14 protein-coding genes are annotated in these 19,837 nt (G+C 55.9%); 11 read left to right on the plus strand and 3 right to left on the minus strand.

Annotation, left to right across the window (positions count from 1 at the left end; genetic code table 11):
* Nucleotides 1-31: 31 nt before the first annotated feature.
* The 3 genes from metF (at nt 32) to mqo (ending at nt 4,523) form a co-directional block, all read left to right on the plus strand.
* The gene (gene metF, locus AFK62_RS01055) at nt 32-937 is read left to right on the plus strand and encodes a methylenetetrahydrofolate reductase (RefSeq protein WP_007667828.1); all 906 of its coding nucleotides are present in this window, start codon (nt 32-34) and stop codon (nt 935-937) included.
* Nucleotides 938-1,300: 363 nt separating this feature from the next.
* Complete coding sequence (locus tag AFK62_RS01060; protein ID WP_007667831.1) at nt 1,301-2,590, plus strand: methyl-accepting chemotaxis protein; 1,290 nt, start codon at nt 1,301-1,303, stop codon at nt 2,588-2,590.
* 274 nt (nt 2,591-2,864) lie between these two features.
* Complete coding sequence (mqo, locus tag AFK62_RS01065; RefSeq protein ID WP_007667836.1) at nt 2,865-4,523, plus strand: malate dehydrogenase (quinone); 1,659 nt, start codon at nt 2,865-2,867, stop codon at nt 4,521-4,523.
* Between the two features lie 297 nt (nt 4,524-4,820).
* On the opposite strand, the gene AFK62_RS22020 is transcribed toward mqo, so the two are convergent.
* Nucleotides 4,821-5,207 (minus strand): hypothetical protein, encoded by a 387-nt coding sequence (locus tag AFK62_RS22020; protein WP_129232846.1) that lies wholly within the window; start codon nt 5,205-5,207, stop codon nt 4,821-4,823.
* Here AFK62_RS22020 and AFK62_RS01070 point away from each other — a divergent pair.
* From AFK62_RS01070 to AFK62_RS01085, 4 genes are all read left to right on the plus strand, one after another.
* A complete protein-coding gene (locus AFK62_RS01070) occupies nt 5,192-5,749 on the plus strand; it encodes a fimbrial protein (protein WP_007667843.1) in 558 nt (185 codons plus the stop codon). The two genes, AFK62_RS22020 and AFK62_RS01070, sit on opposite strands and share 16 nt — an antisense overlap.
* A gap of 53 nt (nt 5,750-5,802) precedes the next feature.
* Nucleotides 5,803-6,501: a fimbrial biogenesis chaperone gene (locus AFK62_RS01075; RefSeq protein ID WP_007667851.1), complete on the plus strand. Its 699-nt coding sequence runs from the start codon at nt 5,803-5,805 to the stop codon at nt 6,499-6,501.
* 44 nt (nt 6,502-6,545) lie between these two features.
* Entirely contained in the window at nt 6,546-9,215 is a 2,670-nt protein-coding gene (locus tag AFK62_RS01080) for a fimbria/pilus outer membrane usher protein (RefSeq protein WP_007667853.1), read from the plus strand.
* Between the two features lie 67 nt (nt 9,216-9,282).
* Nucleotides 9,283-10,413, plus strand: a complete 1,131-nt coding sequence (locus AFK62_RS01085) for a fimbrial protein (protein ID WP_081590325.1) — start codon at nt 9,283-9,285, stop codon at nt 10,411-10,413.
* A gap of 65 nt (nt 10,414-10,478) precedes the next feature.
* On the opposite strand, the gene ppc is transcribed toward AFK62_RS01085, so the two are convergent.
* Both ppc and argE read right to left on the minus strand, forming a co-directional pair.
* Nucleotides 10,479-13,130: a phosphoenolpyruvate carboxylase gene (gene ppc / locus AFK62_RS01090; RefSeq protein ID WP_007667857.1), complete on the minus strand. Its 2,652-nt coding sequence runs from the start codon at nt 13,128-13,130 to the stop codon at nt 10,479-10,481.
* Nucleotides 13,131-13,691: 561 nt separating this feature from the next.
* Nucleotides 13,692-14,843: an acetylornithine deacetylase gene (gene argE, locus AFK62_RS01095; RefSeq protein WP_007667859.1), complete on the minus strand. Its 1,152-nt coding sequence runs from the start codon at nt 14,841-14,843 to the stop codon at nt 13,692-13,694.
* A gap of 180 nt (nt 14,844-15,023) precedes the next feature.
* On the opposite strand from argE, the gene argC reads away from it, so the two are divergent.
* From argC to argH, 4 genes are all read left to right on the plus strand, one after another.
* Nucleotides 15,024-16,028: an N-acetyl-gamma-glutamyl-phosphate reductase gene (gene argC, locus AFK62_RS01100; RefSeq protein WP_007667861.1), complete on the plus strand. Its 1,005-nt coding sequence runs from the start codon at nt 15,024-15,026 to the stop codon at nt 16,026-16,028.
* Nucleotides 16,029-16,042: 14 nt separating this feature from the next.
* Nucleotides 16,043-16,819 (plus strand): acetylglutamate kinase, encoded by a 777-nt coding sequence (argB, locus tag AFK62_RS01105; protein WP_129232845.1) that lies wholly within the window; start codon nt 16,043-16,045, stop codon nt 16,817-16,819.
* 25 nt (nt 16,820-16,844) lie between these two features.
* Nucleotides 16,845-18,062 (plus strand): argininosuccinate synthase, encoded by a 1,218-nt coding sequence (locus AFK62_RS01110; protein ID WP_007667865.1) that lies wholly within the window; start codon nt 16,845-16,847, stop codon nt 18,060-18,062.
* A gap of 126 nt (nt 18,063-18,188) precedes the next feature.
* The gene (gene argH, locus AFK62_RS01115; RefSeq protein ID WP_053531676.1) at nt 18,189-19,562 is read left to right on the plus strand and encodes an argininosuccinate lyase; all 1,374 of its coding nucleotides are present in this window, start codon (nt 18,189-18,191) and stop codon (nt 19,560-19,562) included.
* The last annotated feature ends 275 nt before the right edge of the window (nt 19,563-19,837 follow it).

Below are 19,837 nucleotides of genomic sequence, written 5' to 3' on the forward strand. Positions count from 1 at the left end.
GACTATGACACAGCGATTGATGAGGTAAGGTATGAGCTTTTTTCACGCCAACCAGCGGGAGGCCCTGAATCAGAGCCTGGCCGAAGTGCAGGGACAGATTAACGTCTCGTTTGAATTTTTCCCGCCGCGCACCAGTGAAATGGAGCAGACGCTCTGGTCCTCTATCGATCGCTTAAGCAGCCTGAAACCGAAATTTGTCTCGGTGACTTACGGCGCGAACTCCGGCGAGCGCGACCGCACGCACAGCATTATTAAAGGCATTAAAGACCGCACCGGTCTTGAAGCGGCCCCGCACCTGACCTGTATCGACGCCACGGCGGATGAGCTGCGCACCATCGCGCGCGACTACTGGAACAACGGCATTCGCCATATCGTCGCGCTGCGCGGCGACCTGCCGCCAGGGAGCGGTAAGCCTGACATGTACGCAAGCGATCTGGTGGCGCTGTTAAAAGAGGTGGCCGATTTCGATATTTCTGTGGCCGCTTATCCGGAAGTCCATCCAGAGGCGAAAAGCGCCCAGGCGGATTTACTCAACCTGCGCCGTAAAATCGATGCAGGCGCGAACCGCGCCATCACACAATTCTTCTTTGATGTCGAAAGCTACCTGCGTTTTCGCGACCGCTGCGCGGCAACCGGCATTGATGTGGAAATCATACCCGGCATCCTGCCGGTCTCTAACTTCAAACAGGCGAAGAAATTCGCTGACATGACCAATGTGCGCATTCCGTCATGGATGTCACAGATGTTCGCGGGCCTTGATGATGATGCCGAAACCCGCAAGCTGGTCGGCGCGAACATCGCGATGGACATGGTGAAAATATTAAGCCGCGAAGGCGTGAAAGATTTCCACTTTTACACGCTTAACCGCGCGGAGATGAGTTACGCGATCTGCCACACTCTCGGTGTCCGCCCTGCGCTGGAATTAAAAACGGCATAATAATAAAGGGATTAACGTTACGAGGAGGCGCACGCCTCCTTTTTTATTGCCCTGCCATTCTCAGGTTATTCACGCTATTGTTACAAAACATATATTCCGCATGGTTGGGCGCGACGTACGGCCAATAACCGGCATGCCTATAATCTTTTTTCTTAAGGTAAATCTCAGTGCGTTTTTGCCGCCTTTTTTAGAGTGGTAACCCTCAATCGCTATTTCTTACTCACGATCAACGCATTATTACCGCTTATCATGCGGTATGACGAACACCAGGGATAATGGCTATCGTAGCGATAAAAAAATACACATTATGTCTTCCTGCTTATTGCCGATATCCTGTGTAAGAAACCTTCCAGGATAGTAATAATGATTAGCACGATAACCAATATTTTGAAAAACAATGCGGCGCTTGCGGCAATAAAAGAGCATATGGCGGTTATTTTGTTCCGCCCCGATGGCACTATTGTGGAGGCGAATACGGCTTTCCAGAATGCCGTGGGGTATTCCCTTAATGAGCTGGTGGGTAAACATCACCGCATCTTTTGCTCACCGGAATATAGCGCGAGCCCGGAATATAGACAGTTCTGGCAACGGCTTGCGCGTGGTGAAACCTTCAGCGATAAATTCCTGCGCTATAAAAAAGATGGCAGCGAAATGTGGCTGGAGGCGAACTATATTCCGGTTCGCGGCAAAAATAATGAGGTGCAGTATGTTCTGAAACTGGCGCGTGATATCTCTGGAAGGATCCACGACGCGCTGAACAAAGACGCCATCCTCAAGGCAGCGCACCGTTCTATGGCAATCATTGAGTTTACGCCAGACGGACATATCGTCTCCGCGAATGAGAACTTCTGCCGGGCTTCGCAATATTCGCTTAGTGAAATCATCGGTAAACACCACCGTATCTTCTGCGAGCGTGAATACGCTATGAGTGCGGAATACGCGGATTTCTGGCGCAAGCTGAATCACGGCGAATTTGCCTCAGGCGATTTCCGCCGCGTGACGAAACACCGCCAGGAGCTCTGGCTGCGCGCCAGCTACAGCCCGGTATTTGACGATAAAGGCCGCCTTTATCGCGTCGTGAAGTTCGCCTATGACGTTACCGCTGAAGTGCTGAAAAGCCGTGACGAGCGTCAGGCGACGGAGCGTGCGGAAGCGGTTTCTCGCGAAACGCTGACTAAAACGGTAGAGATAAGAAAGACCTTAGATGACTGCGTTGCGGCGATGGAGAACATCCAGACCAATATGGAGCAGGTTATCGCAATCGTTACTAACCTGAAAAATGATTCTGAAAGCATAACGGATTTGTCATCCGTTATTGCGCAAATCGCGACCCAGACTAAATTACTCTCTTTGAACGCCTCGGTGGAAGCGGCGCGCGCGGGGGATGCCGGTAAAGGCTTTTCTGTCGTCGCGACCGAAGTGAAATCGCTGGCGGATCGCATTGATGACGCCACCGGGAAAATAACGCGCATTACCGAGCAGAACGATCATCTGACAAAAAGCGCACTGGATTCTATCTGCCGCAGCGGAAAAGAAGTGGCCTCGACGACGGCGATCTCCCGCGAGGCGTTAACGCTGACAAAAGAGATTGAAGGCTACGCTAAAAATATTCTCGAAGCCGTTAACGCCATCGGTAAAGCCATTAGTGCCTGATGGCCGCGCCATTACGCTTAATAAGCACAACGACTGTCAGGTTTTATCGGTTTGCGTTGACGTCGTGATATATACCCCTGTTATTTCCGTGTGTTAAGGAAAATGACAGGGGTATTTTTTTGTGCCGGGTATCTCTGCGTGTCAAAACGCAAGGGCGAAACCGGGAATATTGCCGCACAGGCTGTAAGGTTGTTAATGTTTTGTTTAAACATTTTTAAAATTTTATTTGATGCGTTAAAATAATCGGCTAATTTTTCAATGATAGTTGATTGTGATGTCTATGTTTACGCTTAGCAGAAAGCCGGTTCCCGCTTTCTCTCTTATTGCCTTACTGGTTAGTTCAGCCGCTTACGCGGAAAACACTACGGAAAAAACAGATGTCCTGCTGATTGGCGGCGGCATCATGAGCGCGTCGCTCGGCACCGTTCTGCAGGAAATCCAGCCGGACTGGAAACAGTTGATGGTCGAAAAACTTGACGGCGTGGCGCTGGAATCCTCGAACGGCTGGAACAATGCGGGCACCGGGCATTCCGCGAATATGGAGCTGAACTATACGCCTGAGCGTGAAGACGGTTCTATTGACGTCACAAAGGCGCTGGAAATCAACGAAGCATTTATGATTTCGCGCCAGTTCTGGTCTTCTCAGGTGAAGCGCGGCGTGCTGAACGACCCGCACACCTTTATTAACTCCACGCCGCACATGAGTTTCGTCTGGGGCGATAAAAATGTGGAGTACCTGACCAAACGCTATAAAGCGCTGCAACAGACTACGCTGTTCCAGGGAATGCAATTCTCTACCGATCAGCAGCAAATCAAAAAATGGGCGCCGCTCATTATTGAAGGCCGCGATCCGAGCCAGAAAGTCGCCGCGACCTGGACGCCGGTCGGCACTGACGTGAACTACGGGGAGATTACCCGCCAGCTGGTGGGCAGTCTGAAGAAAACCCGCAACTTTACGCTGGAGACCTCGTCTGAAGTCACCGATTTCAAACGCAACGCCGATAACTCCTGGCATGTCACCATTACTGACGTGAACAGCGGTAAAGAGCATGCCGTTGACGCGAAGTATGTCTTTATCGGCGCAGGCGGTGGCGCGCTGAAGCTGCTGCAAAAAACCGGTATTCCGGAGGCGGATAATTATGCGGGCTTCCCGGTCGGCGGCTCGTTCCTGGTTTCAGAGAACCCGGATATCGCGCGCCAGCACGGCGAAAAAGTCTACGGGCAGGCCTCGGTTGGCGCGCCGCCGATGTCTGTACCGCACCTTGACGCTCGTTTCCTGGATGGTAAACGCGTGGTGCTGTTCGGGCCGTTTGCGACGTTCTCTACCAAATTCCTGAAAAATGGCTCGTTCTTTGATCTGCTGAGCACCACCACCATGCAGAACGTTATGCCGATGACTAACGTAGGTCTTGATAACTTCGATCTGGTGAAATATCTGGTGGGCCAGGTCATGCTGAGCGATGAAGACCGCTTCGAAGCGCTGAAAGAGTACTATCCCTCGGCGCGTAAAGAGGACTGGAAACTGATCCAGGCCGGTCAGCGCGTACAGATCATCAAGAAAGACGCCGAGAAAGGCGGTGTGCTGAAACTGGGTACGGAAATCGTCACCGACCAGCAGAAAACCCTGGCGGCGCTGCTTGGCGCGTCACCTGGCGCATCTACCGCCGCGCCTATCTCGCTCAACGTGCTCAAACAGCTGTTCCCGGCGCAGTTCAACTCGCCTGAGTGGCAGAGCAAACTGCGTGAGATCGTGCCGAGCTACGGCCAGAAGCTGAACGGTAACGTGGCACTGACCCAGCAGGTGTGGGATGAAACAGCCTCGACGTTGCAGCTCACCAAGCCGCCGGTTATTCAGATGAAAGCGATGGAGCAGAAGCTGCCGGAGGCCAGACCGGCACAGGCGGCCAGCCCGCAGCACGATATGGCGCTGTAAGCAGCCACGCGGTGCGATAAAGGGAGGCCAGTGGCCTCCCTTTTTTTGCAACACTGTTAAGGATTGCTGTAATAAAACAGGGCATGCGAGAGGCTTGCGAGGCCGTATTGTCTGGCTTTTTACTATTTTTCTATTCAAATAAATAATAACGCGCATTATTTTTCATATCGTGGGAAATTATTACTGTGTCGTTTTCCTTCTTATTTTACTGAGGGGAGAGTGATGATCTTTTAACGGTTGAACACATTATGCTAAATCGAATGCTTTTTATGATTTAGGAAATAGCCCTGATGTTATTCAGATGGTTATTTTTAAAAGTATTTTTTTAGAAGATAGTCGTTTGTTGATTGAACCTGTTAAAGGTTCGTCTATTGTCACCAGAATGCCGCTTTTTATAATGCGCCCATCATTATGACGCGCGCTGTGATTTATTCGCGATAGCGCAGTAAATGACGTGCCGAAAAGCATGAGCGCCATTAAATAAAATGCATAAAGACGCATCGCTGTCTGGTAATCGCGAGAACGGTTACGTTTTATCTCGTCAAATGAGCACCGGTTTTGTCCTGATACGCAAGGCGCACTCGGGGTAAATATTATATTCACAGGCTGTGGATATAAAACGGCTATTTTTATAAATAGCTTAACTTTTAATGTAATTAGGATGATATATGAAAAAGTTAGCACTTAGCCTTTCTTTAGCCGCGGCGATGGGATTTGCCGCGACCGCGCAGGCGGCTTCCACTGGGACGATTACTTTTGAAGGAGAGCTGACTGCCACGTCTTGCGACGTCAAAGTTGACGGTCAGGGCGCAGATGCAACCGTGAAACTGCCGACGCTGGGTATTTCTCAGCTCGATACGGCGGGCAAAACCGCAGGTCGCACCAACTTCCTGATGGATCTGACCAACTGCCAGGGCACCCTGACGACGGTGGCAGCCTATTTTGAAGCGGGCGCCTCGGTTGATCCGGTCACAGGTCGCCTGCTAAACGCAACGGGCACGGATAACGCGAAAAACGTCAGCCTCCAGCTGCGTGATGGCTCCAGCTCCTCATATGCCGTCATCAAAGCCGGTAACGCCAGTCAGGCCACTGAAACCACCTATATCGCGTATGACGCCACCAAAGGCACCGCAACGCTGCCTTACGCAGTGGAATATTACGCAGAAGGTGCTGCCGCTGCCGGTAAGGTTAACAGCAGCGTCGTTTACTCGCTGATGTACAAGTAAAAACGCGACAGGAGGGGTAAACCCTCCTGTCTCTCTTCAAGGGAGTGAATAGCATGGCGGATACCTTCTCCTGGAAAGGCGCGCTTTTTGCACTGGCGGCGTGGTTCGCCTGCCCGGCGGCCAATGCCAGTGTCGTGATTACCGGCACTCGCGTTATCTACCCGAGCGACGCGCCGGAGGTGAGCGTTAAGCTCGATAATAAAGGCGGCTCGCCGGTATTAATTCAAAGCTGGATCGATAACGGCAACGCTGACGCCGCGCCCGAAACGTTGCAGGTGCCTTTTATCTTAACGCCGCCGATTAACCGCGTAGAGCCGGGAAAAGGCCAGACGCTGCGCATTACGTTTACCGGAAAATTACTGCCGGCGGATCGTGAATCCGTTTACTGGCTTAATGTGCTGGAAATCCCCGCCAGAAAAGCGTCCCCGGTGAGCGATAACTATTTACAGGTCGCGTTTCGGTCACGCATTAAATTATTTCTTCGCCCGAAAGGGCTTGAGGGCAATCCGAACTTGGCGGTGGAGCAAGTGACCTGGCGCGCGAACGGACAAACGATCGAGGCGATAAACCCGACGCCTTATTTTATTTCTCTGGTCAGGCTAAAGCTCAACGGAAAAAGCGTTGACGGCGACATGATATCCCCGAAATCCACCATGACGGTGAAATTGCCCGGTAATGCGGGAAATAAACTCGCAGGCGTCTATGTCAATGATTATGGCGCGCTGAATGAATTTGAGGCGACGCTGAAATAAGTCGCCGCACGGTTTATTCATTTTCACCCTAAAAGAGAAGCGTGATGAAAAACAGGTTGCGCCAGGGATGTGCGGCGACGCGCGCCCGCGGCATTGTGGCTGTGATGTCTTTTTTACTGGCGGCGCCGGGAGAGGCGGAAAATATGCCGGGAAAGCCGACGGAAAAACCCGTCGATATCGCAGAGCATGTCGAATTCGATAATATTTTCCTGAATCTGGAAAATAAAAACGCGGTGGATTTAAGCCGTTTCGCCAATGGCGCGGCGGCACTGCCGGGGCGTTATCGCGCGCTGATTTATGTCAACGGGGAAGCGGCGATGACCCGTGAAATCGACGTGGTGGCGCAACCCGATAAATCAAGCCGCGTCTGTCTGACGCCCGAGTTAATTAAAACCATCCCGTTTAATTACGAAAAGCTGCCTAAAGATTTCCTGATGCCTTTTCAGCAGGGCGAGCGCTGTCTCGATCTGGAAAAGAAGCTTCCGCATGCCGAAATCGCCTTTGACACCAGCGAGCAGCGACTCGATATCTCGGTGCCGCAGATTTACCTGCTGCACAACGCGCGTGGCAGCGTGAACCCCGAGTTGTGGGATAGCGGTATTCCGGCGCTGATGCTCGGCTATAACATGAGCGGCTACTCCAGCCATGCTAATGGCAAGACGCTGGACTCCTTTTATTCCGGTATTGAGGGCGGGCTGAATGTCGGTGCCTGGTATCTTCGCCATAACGGCTACTACAGCTATATGGAAGAAGGCGAGCGGCAATACAACAGCATCAGCACCTATCTGCAACGCGATATTCCCGCCATCAAAGGACGTGCGCTGGTCGGCGAGACCAACACCCAGGGGCAGGTGTTCGACACGCTGCCCTTCAAAGGCGTGCAGGTCGCGAGCGACGAGCGCATGTTGCCAGAATCACAACGCGGCTACGCGCCGGATATTCGCGGCATCGCCCGTACCAACGCGCGCGTGACGGTACGCCAGAGCGGACAGACCATCTATGAAACTACCGTCGCACCGGGCGAATTTGCCATTAACGATCTTTACCCGACCGGCTACGGCGGCAACCTGGATGTCACCGTGTATGAAGCGGACGGTAGCGAGCAGCATTTCCAGGTGCCTTACGCCTCGGTCGCGCAGCAGCTTCGCCCCGGCGCGCTGCGCTATTCGGTGGTCGCAGGGGAATATCATGACGATTCGCTACGCACGAAACCGGCACTCTACCAGGCCACCTACCAGTACGGGGTGTCCAACCGCCTGACCACTTACGGCGGCCTTCAGGCAAGCCAGGGCTACTACGCGCTGCTGCTTGGCATGGCGTTCGGCACACCGCTGGGCTCGCTGGCACTCGATGTGACCCAGGCGCGTACGCATCTTGAGAATGGCATTAACGCGCTGGGCCGCCGTCAGGCCGACAGCCTGAGCGGGCAGAGTTACAAACTCAGCTTCAGCAAAGCCATCAGCGAGACACGCAGCAATATTTCGCTCGCCGCGTACCGATTCACCACCCGCGAATACATGGATTTTCAGACCGCGATGCTGGCGCGTGACGCGGTCGATCGCGGCGAATCGCCGGATAGCATTTTGCGCATGAAAAATCAGTTTGTCGCGACGGCAAGCCAGGGGCTGGATGACGGCTGGGGACAATTTTATCTCAGCGGATCGCTGCAGGATTACTGGAACAAGTCGGGCACCGATAAGCAGTTCCAGATTGGCTACAACAACACCTACAAGAGCGTGACGTATGGCCTGACGGTGAGCCGCACCTACAGCAAAGAAAATGAAGGCCAGACCAACTACCTGCTGACGATGAGCTTTCCGATGGGTAGGGCCTTTGAGGAACATACACCGCATGCGCATATCGACCTGACGCGCGACAGTAACGGCCATGACGCGCAACAGCTCGGCGTATCCGGCTCGCTTGGTGAATATAACCAGATGAGCTACAGCGTGACGGCGATGAACGGCGATCAGGGGCAAGGCTCCAGTGGCTCCATTAATGCCGATTATCGCAGCCAGGCGACGTCACTGAGCGGCGGCTACAGCGTGGGCGATCACTACAGCAGCGTGTCGCTCGGCGCGAGCGGCACGATCCTCGGGCACGCGGGCGGGCTGACCTTTACCCCGTACACCTCGGATACCTTTGCGCTGGTCGAGGCGAAAGGCGCGCGCGGCGCGGCCGTATCGTCTTATCCTGGCGTTTTTGTTGATGGCCGCGGTTACGCCGCGGTGCCGTATCTCGACCCTTACCAGTTCAACGACATCACCATTGACCCGAAAACCGCGCCGGTGAACGTGGAGCTGGATAACACCTCGCAGAAAGTCGCGCCGTATCTGGGCGCGGTCGTGAAACTGACCTACAAGGCCACAACGGGTACGCCTGTGCTTATCGCCTCGCATTATCAGGATGGGCCCGTGCCGTTTGGCTCGATGGTCTTTGACGCCGAGGGTAATCAGGTTGGTTCTGTCGGGCAGGGCGGGCTGGTTTACGCGCGTGTCAGCGCGACCCAGGGGCAACTGACGGTTAAGTGGGGCGAAAGCGTGGGTATGCAGTGCCTCATCAGTTATCTGCTGATGCCGCAGGCGGAAGGACAGCGCCAGTCTATTCAGCGCTTTGATACGCCGTGCTTGCCGCCTGCGGGTGTCGCGGCAACGTCGCCGTCGCTACAGCTCTCCACCGACCGGCGGCGTCAGGCACCATTGCCGGCCGGATAACGCCAGCTCGCGGGCCGGTTAACAACCTATTCCTGTGACGGGAACGATGCACTGTAAAGAGGGGATCATGGCTGCAAGGAAAACACTATTATCTTTCGGGGCGGGCGCGTTCCTGCTGTTGTCGTCCGGCGGATACGCGCTGGCTTCGACGCAGTGCGGCTTTCACCCAGGCTCGCACACGGTTAACGTGACGCTGCCCATCGACGGCGTGATTTCCGTCGGTTCGGATGCCGGGAACGGGCGCACCCTGTACCGGCTGCATTATCTGCCAAGCTCACCGGTGAAGATTGACTGTCTTTCAACGGACAGCGTGCCTTATGACGTCTCCTATGACTATCGCTGGACCAGCACACCGCACGGGCTGTCGCCCTGGAACGGACCGCCGTTCCCTAACAAAGTCTGGGATACCAACCTGCCGGGCGTTGGGGTCGCGGTCTGGGCGCAGGGCAAGAGTGACGTCGCAATACCCGGGACGTACTACATCGACACGATTCACCCTCAGCCGAACCAGAACGTGAACCACACGATGAACGCGGAGTTCTGGCTCTATCTCATCAAAACGGGCGCGGTTCAGCCGGGTTATGTCAACGGGCAGGACCTGCCGTCAATGGCGATCGATTTTGTGGCATCGGGCGCGGCGGGCAGCCCAATCACGACGCTTAAGATTAACTTTAGCGGCTCGGTGAATATTGCCGCGCTCTCCTGTACGACGCCCGACGTTAACGTGAAGCTTGGCACCTGGAGCGCGGATAATGACTTTAGCGGTGTCGGCAGCGGCACGGAATGGCGCGACGCTTCAATTACCTTAACCAACTGTCCGCGCGCCTGGGGCATTCGCACCAACATCAACGCCAACGACAGTGGCATTACATCGATGGGCAACCCTACGCCAAACCCGGTGTGGATCAGCATGAAGCCCTCCACGGCGGTTATTGACGGCAGTAACGGTATTTTCTCCGTGACGCCGGGTAACGACAGCGCCAGCGGTATTGGTATTCAGATAGCCAAAGGCAGCGTGACGGATGCGACACACAAGCCCATGGCGCTGAACACGTACAGCGATAATTACTGGGACCTGAGCACCGACAATGTTTCCACGCACCGCATCCCGTTCGTGGCGCGTTATGTCCAGACGGAAGAACATATGCGCCCCGGTAAAGCGAACGGCGCGATTACCTTTACCGTGCTGTATTATTGACGGGTGCGCCGCGCCCATAAAAAAGCCCCGACATATCGGGGCTTTTTGCTGCGTGATGTGTGAGATTAGCCGGTGTTGCGCATGCCTGCCGCTACGCCTGCGATGGTGACCATCAGCGCCTGCTCAACGCACGCATCTGCCGGTTTACCTTCTTCTTCGGCCTGACGCGAGCGGTGCAGCAGCTCTGCCTGAAGCACGTTTAGCGGGTCGGTGTAGATGTTACGTAGCTGGATGGACTCGGCAATCCACGGCAGATCCGCCATCAGGTGCGAGTCGTTAGCGATATCCAGCACCACTTTGATATCCGCGTCCAGCAACTGGCGCAGCTCCTGGCCCAGCGGCCAGAGTTCCTTTTTCACCAGACGCTGATCGTAGTACTCCGCAAGCCACAAATCCGCTTTGGCGAAAACCATCTCCAGCATGCCAAGACGGGTGGAGAAGAACGGCCAGTCGCGGCACATGGTTTCCAGTTCGTCCTGTTTGCCGTCTTCCACTACTTTTTGCAGCGCGGCACCCGCGCCAAGCCAGGCGGGCAGCATCAGGCGGTTCTGCGTCCAGGCGAAGATCCACGGAATGGCGCGCAGCGATTCAACGCCGCCGGTCGGGCGACGTTTCGCCGGACGCGAGCCGAGCGGCAGTTTGCCAAGTTCCTGCTCCGGCGTGGCGGAGCGGAAATAGGGCACGAAATCTTGGTTTTCGCGCACGTAGCCGCGGTACATGGTGCAGGAGATGTCAGACAGCTCATCCATGATGTGACGCCAGGCGGCTTCCGGCTCCGGCGGCGGCAACAGGTTAGCTTCAAGGATAGCGCTGGTGTAGAGCGACAGGCTGCTGATGGTCACTTCCGGCAGGCCATATTTGAAGCGGATCATTTCGCCTTGCTCGGTTACACGCAGGCCACCTTTCAGGCTGCCCGGCGGCTGAGAGAGCAGTGCTGCGTGGGCTGGCGCGCCGCCGCGACCAATAGAGCCGCCGCGTCCGTGGAACAGCGTCAGCGCGATACCCGCTTTCTCGCAAGTTTTGATCAGTGCGTCCTGCGCCTGGTATTGCGCCCAGGAGGCGGCCATCACGCCCGCATCTTTCGCGGAGTCGGAATAGCCAATCATCACCATCTGTTTGCCCTGAATAAAGCCGCGATACCAGTCGATATTCAGCAGCTGCGTCATAACGTCGTTAGCGTTATTCAGGTCATCGAGGGTTTCAAACAGCGGCGCGACCGGCAGCGCAAAGCCGATACCCGCTTCTTTGAGCAGCAGGTGAACGGCCAGGACGTCAGAAGGCGTTTTCGCCATGGAGATGACATACGCGGCGATCGAGCCTTTCGGCGCTTCGGCGATGACTTTGCAGGTTTCCAGCACTTCGCGGGTGTTGTCGCTCGGCTCCCACTGGCGCGGCAGCAGCGGACGTTTGGAGTTAAGCTCGCGGATCAGGAACGCCTGTTTATCGGCTTCCGACCAGCTTTCGTAGTCGCCGATGCCAAGATAGCGGGTCAGCTCGCCGAGCGCTTCGGTGTGGCGGGTGCTTTCCTGACGGATATCGATACGCACCAGCGGCACGCCGAACGCTTTGACGCGGCGCAGAGTGTCGAGCAGTTCGCCGTTGGCGATAATGCCAAGACCACAGGAGACCAGCGACTCATAACACGCGTAAAGCGGCTCCCAGAGCTGTTCGTTCTGGGTCAGCAGGCCTTGCGGTTTCGGCAGCTTCTGGCCCTTCAGTCGGGCTTCCAGCCAGCCCTGGGTGGCGAGCAGCTGCGCGCGCAGCCCTTTGAGCAGATAACGGTACGGCTCCTGCGCGCCTTCGGTGCCGACATATTCGCGCAGCGCGTCGCTGCACTCGACCATCGACAACTCAGAAATGAGCACCTGGATATCTTTCAGGAACAGATCGGTGGCTTTCCAGCGGCTCAACAGCAGAACGTGACGGGTGATATCGGCGGTGACGTTCGGGTTGCCGTCGCGGTCGCCGCCCATCCAGGAGGTGAAGCGCACCGGCACGAAATCCACCGGCAGTTTGTAATCGAGATGCGCTTCGAGCTGTTCGTTCAGTTCGCGCAAATAGTTTGGTACGCCTTCCCAGAGGCTGTTTTCAACAACGGCGAAGCCCCATTTGGCCTCATCCACCGGGCTTGGCCGGTTTTTGCGAATTTCGTCAGTGTGCCAGGACTGCGCGATAAGCTGGCGCAGGCGGCGTGTGATCTGGTTGCGCTCGTAATCGGCGATGTCTTTATGATCGAGCTGTTTTAAGCAGTTATTCACCTCGACCATTTTATGGATCAGCGTGCGGCGGGTGATCTCGGTCGGGTGTGCGGTGAGCACCAGTTCCAGCGACAGTGCTTCCACGGCCTGGCGGATGGCGGTTTCGTTGATATCAGGCTGATCTTTGAGTTTACGCAGGGTGCGGGCAATAATTTCCGGATTGCTGGCGGCTTCACCTTTCGGCGAAATGCTGTGGTATTGCTCAGCGGTATTGGCCAGGTTCAGAAACTGGCTGAACGCGCGGGCCACCGGCAGCAGCTCGTCATTGGAAAGGTTTTGCAGTGTTGTTAACAGCGCCTGCCGGTCTGCTTCATTGCCAGCACGGGAAGACTTCGACAATTTGCGGATTGTTTCTACGCGGTCAAGGATGTTTTCTCCCAGCGCATCCTTGATGGTATCCCCGAGCAACTTGCCGAGCATACTGACATTGCTTCGCAAAGCGGAATATTGTTCGTTCATATAACCCCAGACACCCCATCTCAATTATGTTTAATACCCGCCGTCTCTCACGTCGCAGGCGCGCAGGCCGCGCCTGCGACCCCGGTCACTCACCGAAGTAAGCTACCAGGCTCATCAGGCTTGCCGCCTTCCTGCAACACGACATCCTTGGGTATAGGTTCTGCAAAAAATCAGGACACCGAAAAGCGATAGCTTTTACTTACGTCCGAAAGTTCAGGCTTGAATGACTTCTTACTTTATAAAGCCACGTGAAACCCCGTTCGTCAATTGCTGCGAAATCGCTTCAGCAGGTGAATAAAGTGCGGCAATTTATGAAAGTTAATTCACGTTATCGCAGATAAGTAACGCTTATAAAAACGGCGTGCCTTTATGCGGGCAATGTTCAGTCGCACGCGCTGCGGGAGGACGTAAACGCAGTGGAATGGGCTGCGTTTATCGGGTAGCAAAGGGGTTCATCAGCAATGTCGGCGGGTGTCGCGGACTGGCGGGTGCGCTTCGCTTACCCGCCCTACAGGAAAAGCATTTTTCGCAGCCTCAGCGCTGCGCGTCCACTGGGGATGCTTAATGCCAACAAAAATGATGCACAACCTGCGAAATCAACGCGCGGGTCGGCTTAATAAAGCGCGTCTCCAGATATTCGTCCGGCTGGTGGGCCTGATTGATAGAGCCTGGGCCTAATACCAGCGTCGGGCAAAGTGTCTGGATAAACGGCGCTTCGGTGCAGTAGTTCACCACATCCGTCTGCGCGCCGAGCAGGTTCTCCACCACCTGCACCAGTTTATGATCCGGCGGGCATTCGTAACCGGGGATCGGCGGATGCAGATCATATACCGTCAGACGGCCCGGCCAGCGCAGGCTTACCGGCTCCAGAGCTTCGTTCAGCAGCCCGCTTAAGTCATCAAGCGTCATGCCCGGCAGCGGACGAATATCCATATGCAGCTCGCAGCAGGCGCAGATACGGTTCGAGGCGTCGCCGCCGTGAATATGCCCGAGGTTAAGCGTCGGGTAGGGGACGGTAAACGCGTCGTAGTGGTAGCGTTCTTTTAGCGAGTCGCGCAATTGCATAATGCGCCCGATGGCGTCATGCATAAGCTCAATGGCGTTTACGCCGCGCTCCGGGTCGCTGGAGTGGCCGGATTGTCCCTGCACGCGAATCGCGCTGGAGATATGGCCTTTGTGGGCACGAATCGGTTGTAACGAGGTCGGCTCGCCGATAATCGCGCAGTCCGGGCGAAGCGCCGTGGTTTCAGCAAAATAGCGCGCGCCTGCCATGCTCGTCTCTTCATCAGCCGTCGCCAGAATATAGAGCGGCTTTTTCAGCTGCGTCACATCCACGTCACGCAGAGCATCAAGAATAAAGGCAAAAAACCCTTTCATGTCGGCGGTGCCAAGCCCGAACAGTTTGTTGTCATGCTCGGTCAGCGTGAACGGGTCGCGCGTCCAGCGCCCGTCGTCGAAGGGAACGGTATCGGTATGCCCGGCGAGTAACAAGCCGCCCGCGCCGCTGCCGATGCTTGCCAGCATATTGAATTTATTGCGAGTGCCAGGCACGGGTTGCACTTCAACATTGAATCCCAGGTCGCCAAACCATCCCGCCAGCAGATTGATTAAAGTCGCATTGCTCTGATCGAGCGCGCTGTCGGTGGCGCTGATGGAAGGCGTAGCGATAAGCGTGCGGTAAATCTCGATAAAAGGCGGTAATTTCATTTTCACTGTTGACAGACCTCAGGTCGTGATAGTATCAATATTCATGCAGTATTTGTGAATAAAAATACATTAACGTTGAGCGTAAGGGAACCGCCGGGTTCCGGTGAAGACGATACGCTCGCGGACGCGGCAACGGCCCGGAGGCCCGCGCCTGAAATACATGACGGTAAAAGGTATCCAGTCCCGATGTTGAACACGCTGATTGTTGGCGCCAGCGGTTATGCCGGCGCAGAGCTCGCGGCCTACGTGAATCGCCATCCGCATATGAACATAACCGCATTGACGGTCTCAGCGCAAAGCAATGATGCGGGAAAGTTAATCTCCTCCCTGCACCCACAGCTTAAAGGCGTGCTTGACCTGCCACTGCAACCGATGAGCGACATTCGTGAGTTCACTGACGGCGTAGACGTGGTGTTTCTCGCGACCGCCCATGAGGTCAGCCATGATCTCGCGCCGCAGTTTCTTGATGCAGGCTGTGTAGTGTTCGACCTCTCCGGTGCCTTTCGCGTCAACGATGCCGCGTTCTACGAAAAATTCTACGGTTTCACGCACCAGTACCCGGAATTACTGGCGCAGGCGGTCTATGGCCTGGCGGAGTGGAATGCGCAATCACTGAAAGACGCGACGCTGGTGGCGGTGCCGGGTTGCTACCCGACTGCCGCGCAGCTGTCATTAAAACCGCTTATCGACGCGGATATGCTGGATCTCAGCCAGTGGCCGGTTATCAACGCCACCAGTGGCGTGAGCGGTGCCGGGCGCAAAGCAGCGCTTTCTAACAGCTTCTGCGAAGTGAGCCTTCAGCCTTACGGCATATTTAATCATCGGCATCAGCCGGAGATAGCCAATCATTTGGGCGCTGAGGTGATTTTCACGCCGCATCTGGGGAGCTTCCCGCGCGGCATTCTGGAAACCATCACCTGCCGCCTGAAACCCGGCGTGAGCGCGCAGCAAGTCGCGGCAACATTCCAGGACGCCTATGGCGATAAACCGCTGGTGCGTCTCTATGACACCGGCGTGCCCGCGCTGAAAAACGTGGTGGGCCTGCCGTTCTGCGATATCGGCTTCGCCGTGCAGGGTGAACATCTGATTGTGGTTGCCACGGAAGATAACCTGCTGAAAGGCGCCGCCGCGCAGGCAGTGCAGTGTATGAATATTCGTTTTGGCTTTGCCGAAACGCAGTCCCTTATTTAACCGAGTCAGGTGTGATGATGAACCCGTTAATCATTAAGTTAGGCGGCGTGTTACTTGATAGCGAAGAGGCGCTGGAGCGTCTGTTTACCGCCCTCGTTAACTACCGCAAGGAACATCAGCGCCCGCTGGTCATCGTGCATGGCGGCGGCTGCCTGGTGGACGACCTGATGAAACAGCTCAACCTGCCGGTGAAAAAGAAAAATGGCCTGCGCGTTACGCCTGCCGACCAGATTGACATTATTACCGGCGCGCTGGCTGGCACGGCCAACAAAACGCTGCTCGCCTGGGCGAAGAAACATCACATCGCCTCTGTCGGCCTGTTCCTTGGCGACGGTGACAGCGTCAGTGTGACGCCGCTTGATGAAGAACTCGGTCATGTCGGCCAGGCGCAGCCAGGCTCGCCGAAGCTGATTACGACGCTTCTGGAAAACGGCTTTATGCCGGTCATCAGCTCTATTGGTGTGACAGACGACGGCAAGCTGATGAATGTGAATGCCGACCAGGCGGCCACGGCGCTCGCCGCGACCCTTGGCGCGGACCTGATTCTGCTCTCCGACGTGAGCGGCATTCTGGATGGCAAAGGCCAGCGTATCGCTGAAATGACGGCTACCAAAGCCGAGCAGTTGATAGCCCAGGGCATTATCACCGACGGCATGATTGTGAAAGTACACGCGGCGCTGGATGCCGCCCGTACGCTGGGCCGTCCGGTGGATATCGCCTCCTGGCGCCACGCGGAGCAATTGCCCGCTTTATTTAATGGTGTGTCTATCGGCACGCGCATTTTGGCCTAATTACAAGTTTTTAAAGGAAAAGACAATGCAAAATCACGGCATCAAAAAAGTTGTTCTCGCTTACTCTGGCGGCCTCGATACCTCTGCCATTATTCCGTGGCTGAAAGAAAACTACGCAGGCTGCGACGTGGTCGCGTGCGTGGTGGATATCGGCCAGGATCGTGACGACCTGAAAGGCGTTGAGCAGAAGGCGCTGCGCTCTGGCGCGTCTGAGTGCTATGTCGTCGATGCGCGTGAAGAGTTCATCAAAGATTACGTTTATCCGGTGCTGCAAACTGGCGCACTGTATGAAGGCAGCTATCTGCTGGGCACCTCGATGGCGCGTCCGCTTATCGCAAAAGCGCTGGTCGATGTGGCTAATAAAGTGGGCGCCGACGCGCTGTGCCACGGCGCGACTGGTAAAGGCAACGACCAGGTGCGTTTCGAATCCGCCTGGGCGGCGCTGGCCCCGCATCTGAAAGTCATTGCGCCATGGCGTGAGTGGGACCTGCGTTCCCGTGAAGCGCTGCTGGATTACCTGAAAGCGTGCGATATCCCGACCACCGCCTCACTCGAGAAGATTTACAGCCGCGACGAGAACGCGTGGCACATCTCCACCGAAGGCGGCGTGCTGGAAAGCCCGTGGAATGCCCCGAACAAAGATTGCTGGGTGTGGACCGTCGACCCGCTGGATGCGCCGGATCAGCCGGAGCAGGTGACCGTGACCGTAGAGAAAGGCAACGTCGTTGCCGTAAACGGCGAGCATCTCTCTCCGTTTGGCTGCCTGGAAGTGCTGAACAAGATTGGCGCGAAACATGGCGTGGGCCGTATCGACATCGTGGAAAACCGTCTGGTGGGGATTAAATCTCGCGGCTGCTACGAAACTCCAGGGGGCACCATCATGATGGCGGCGCTGCGCGGCGTTGAGCAACTGGTGCTGGATCGCGATAGCTTTAAATGGCGCGAGCAGGTGGGCCTTGAGATGTCTTACGTCGTGTACGACGGTCGCTGGTTCGCTCCGCTGCGTCAGTCTCTGCAGGCGGCCGCACAGTCGCTCGCTGAGCAGGTCAATGGCGAAGTGGTATTGCAGCTCTATAAAGGCCAGGTCACCGCTATCCAGAAAAAATCGCCGAACAGCCTCTATAACGAAGAGTTCGCGACCTTCGGCGAAGACGACGTGTACGACCACAGCCACGCGGGCGGCTTTATCCGTCTGTTCTCGCTCTCTTCACGTATCCGTGCGCTGAACGAGCTGAAGAAGTAATTTTTGCATGGATGGCGGGTGGCGCTTCGCTATCCCGCCTATCAAAAACAGAACAGTGTTGTCAGGCGGGATAGCGGCGAGCACCCGCCATTACAGGTAAACAGAACAGGATTGACGGAGCGGATTATGGCACTTTGGGGCGGACGTTTTACTCAGGCGGCAGATGGGCGGTTTAAACAATTCAATGACTCACTGCGCTTTGATTACCGACTCGCCGAACAGGACATTATCGGTTCCGTGGCCTGGTCTAAAGCGCTGGTGACCGTAGGCGTTCTGAGCGCCGATGAGCAAAGCCAGCTTGAAGGCGCGCTGAATACGCTGCTGGAAGAAGTGCTGGAAAACCCGCATGCCATCCTCGACAGCGACGCGGAAGACATTCACAGCTGGGTGGAAGGCAAGCTTATCGATAAAGTCGGGCCGCTTGGCAAAAAGCTGCACACCGGACGTAGCCGTAACGATCAGGTCGCGACCGACCTGAAACTCTGGTGCAAAACCGAGGTTCACGCGTTGCTGAGCGCGACGCGCCAGTTGCAGGAAGCGCTGGTCGCGACCGCCGAAGAAAACCAGGACGCCGTCATGCCGGGTTATACCCATCTGCAACGCGCCCAGCCGGTAACCTTCGCGCACTGGTGCATGGCGTATGTGGAGATGCTGGCGCGCGACGAAAGCCGCTTGCAGGATACCCTTAAGCGTCTCGACGTCAGCCCGCTGGGCTGCGGAGCGCTCGCTGGCACCGCGTATGAGATTGACCGCGAGCAACTGGCGGGCTGGCTCGGCTTTGCCAGCGCGACACGCAACAGCCTCGACAGCGTCTCCGATCGCGACCATGTGCTGGAGCTGCTGTCCAACGCTGCCATCAGCATGGTGCATCTGTCGCGTTTCGCCGAAGACCTGATTTTCTTTAATTCTGGTGAAGCGGGCTTTGTGGAGTTGTCTGACCGCGTGACGTCTGGCTCGTCGCTGATGCCACAGAAGAAAAACCCGGATGCGCTGGAGCTTATTCGTGGTAAGTGCGGCCGCGTGCAGGGCGCGCTTACCGGCATGATGATGACGCTGAAAGGCCTGCCGCTTGCGTACAATAAAGATATGCAGGAAGACAAAGAAGGGCTGTTCGACGCGCTCGACACCTGGCTTGACTGCCTGCATATGGCCGCGCTGGTGCTGGACGGCATTCAGGTGAAACGTCCACGTTGTCAGGATGCGGCGCAGCAGGGCTACGCCAACGCCACGGAACTGGCGGATTATCTGGTCGCCAAAGGCGTGCCGTTCCGCGAAGCGCACCACATTGTGGGCGAGGCGGTGGTAGAGGCAATTCGTCAGGGTAAACCGCTGGAAGACCTGGCGCTGGGTGACTTGCAAAAATTCAGCCCGGTGATCGGTGATGACGTCTATCCGATCCTCTCGCTACAGTCGTGCCTTGATAAGCGCGCGGCGAAAGGCGGCGTGTCGCCGACGCAGGTTGCACAGGCGATTGCCGGGGCGAAGGCGCGTCTGGCGTAACGGTGAACTGAAGTGATGAAAGCCCGGCAGATGTCGGGCTTTTTTATTGTGTTCTGGCAGACAGGCAAAAAAAAAGCGGACTTACTGTCCGCTAAATAGTTCACGTTGGCTTTAGTTATTTGGCTAACAGAGAGAGACTCTGTGTGCGGGTTATCACTCAGTGAGGGTAACGAGTGATGTTCTCCGCGGCTGAGGCTATTATTCACAATCTTGCTTGATAGGGATAATCGTTGGTTGCTATGCTATCTATCGCCATGAACTATCATGGTGGCGGA

This window comes from Cronobacter condimenti 1330 (genome assembly GCF_001277255.1).
GTDB classification, from domain to species: Bacteria; Pseudomonadota; Gammaproteobacteria; order Enterobacterales; family Enterobacteriaceae; genus Cronobacter; species Cronobacter condimenti.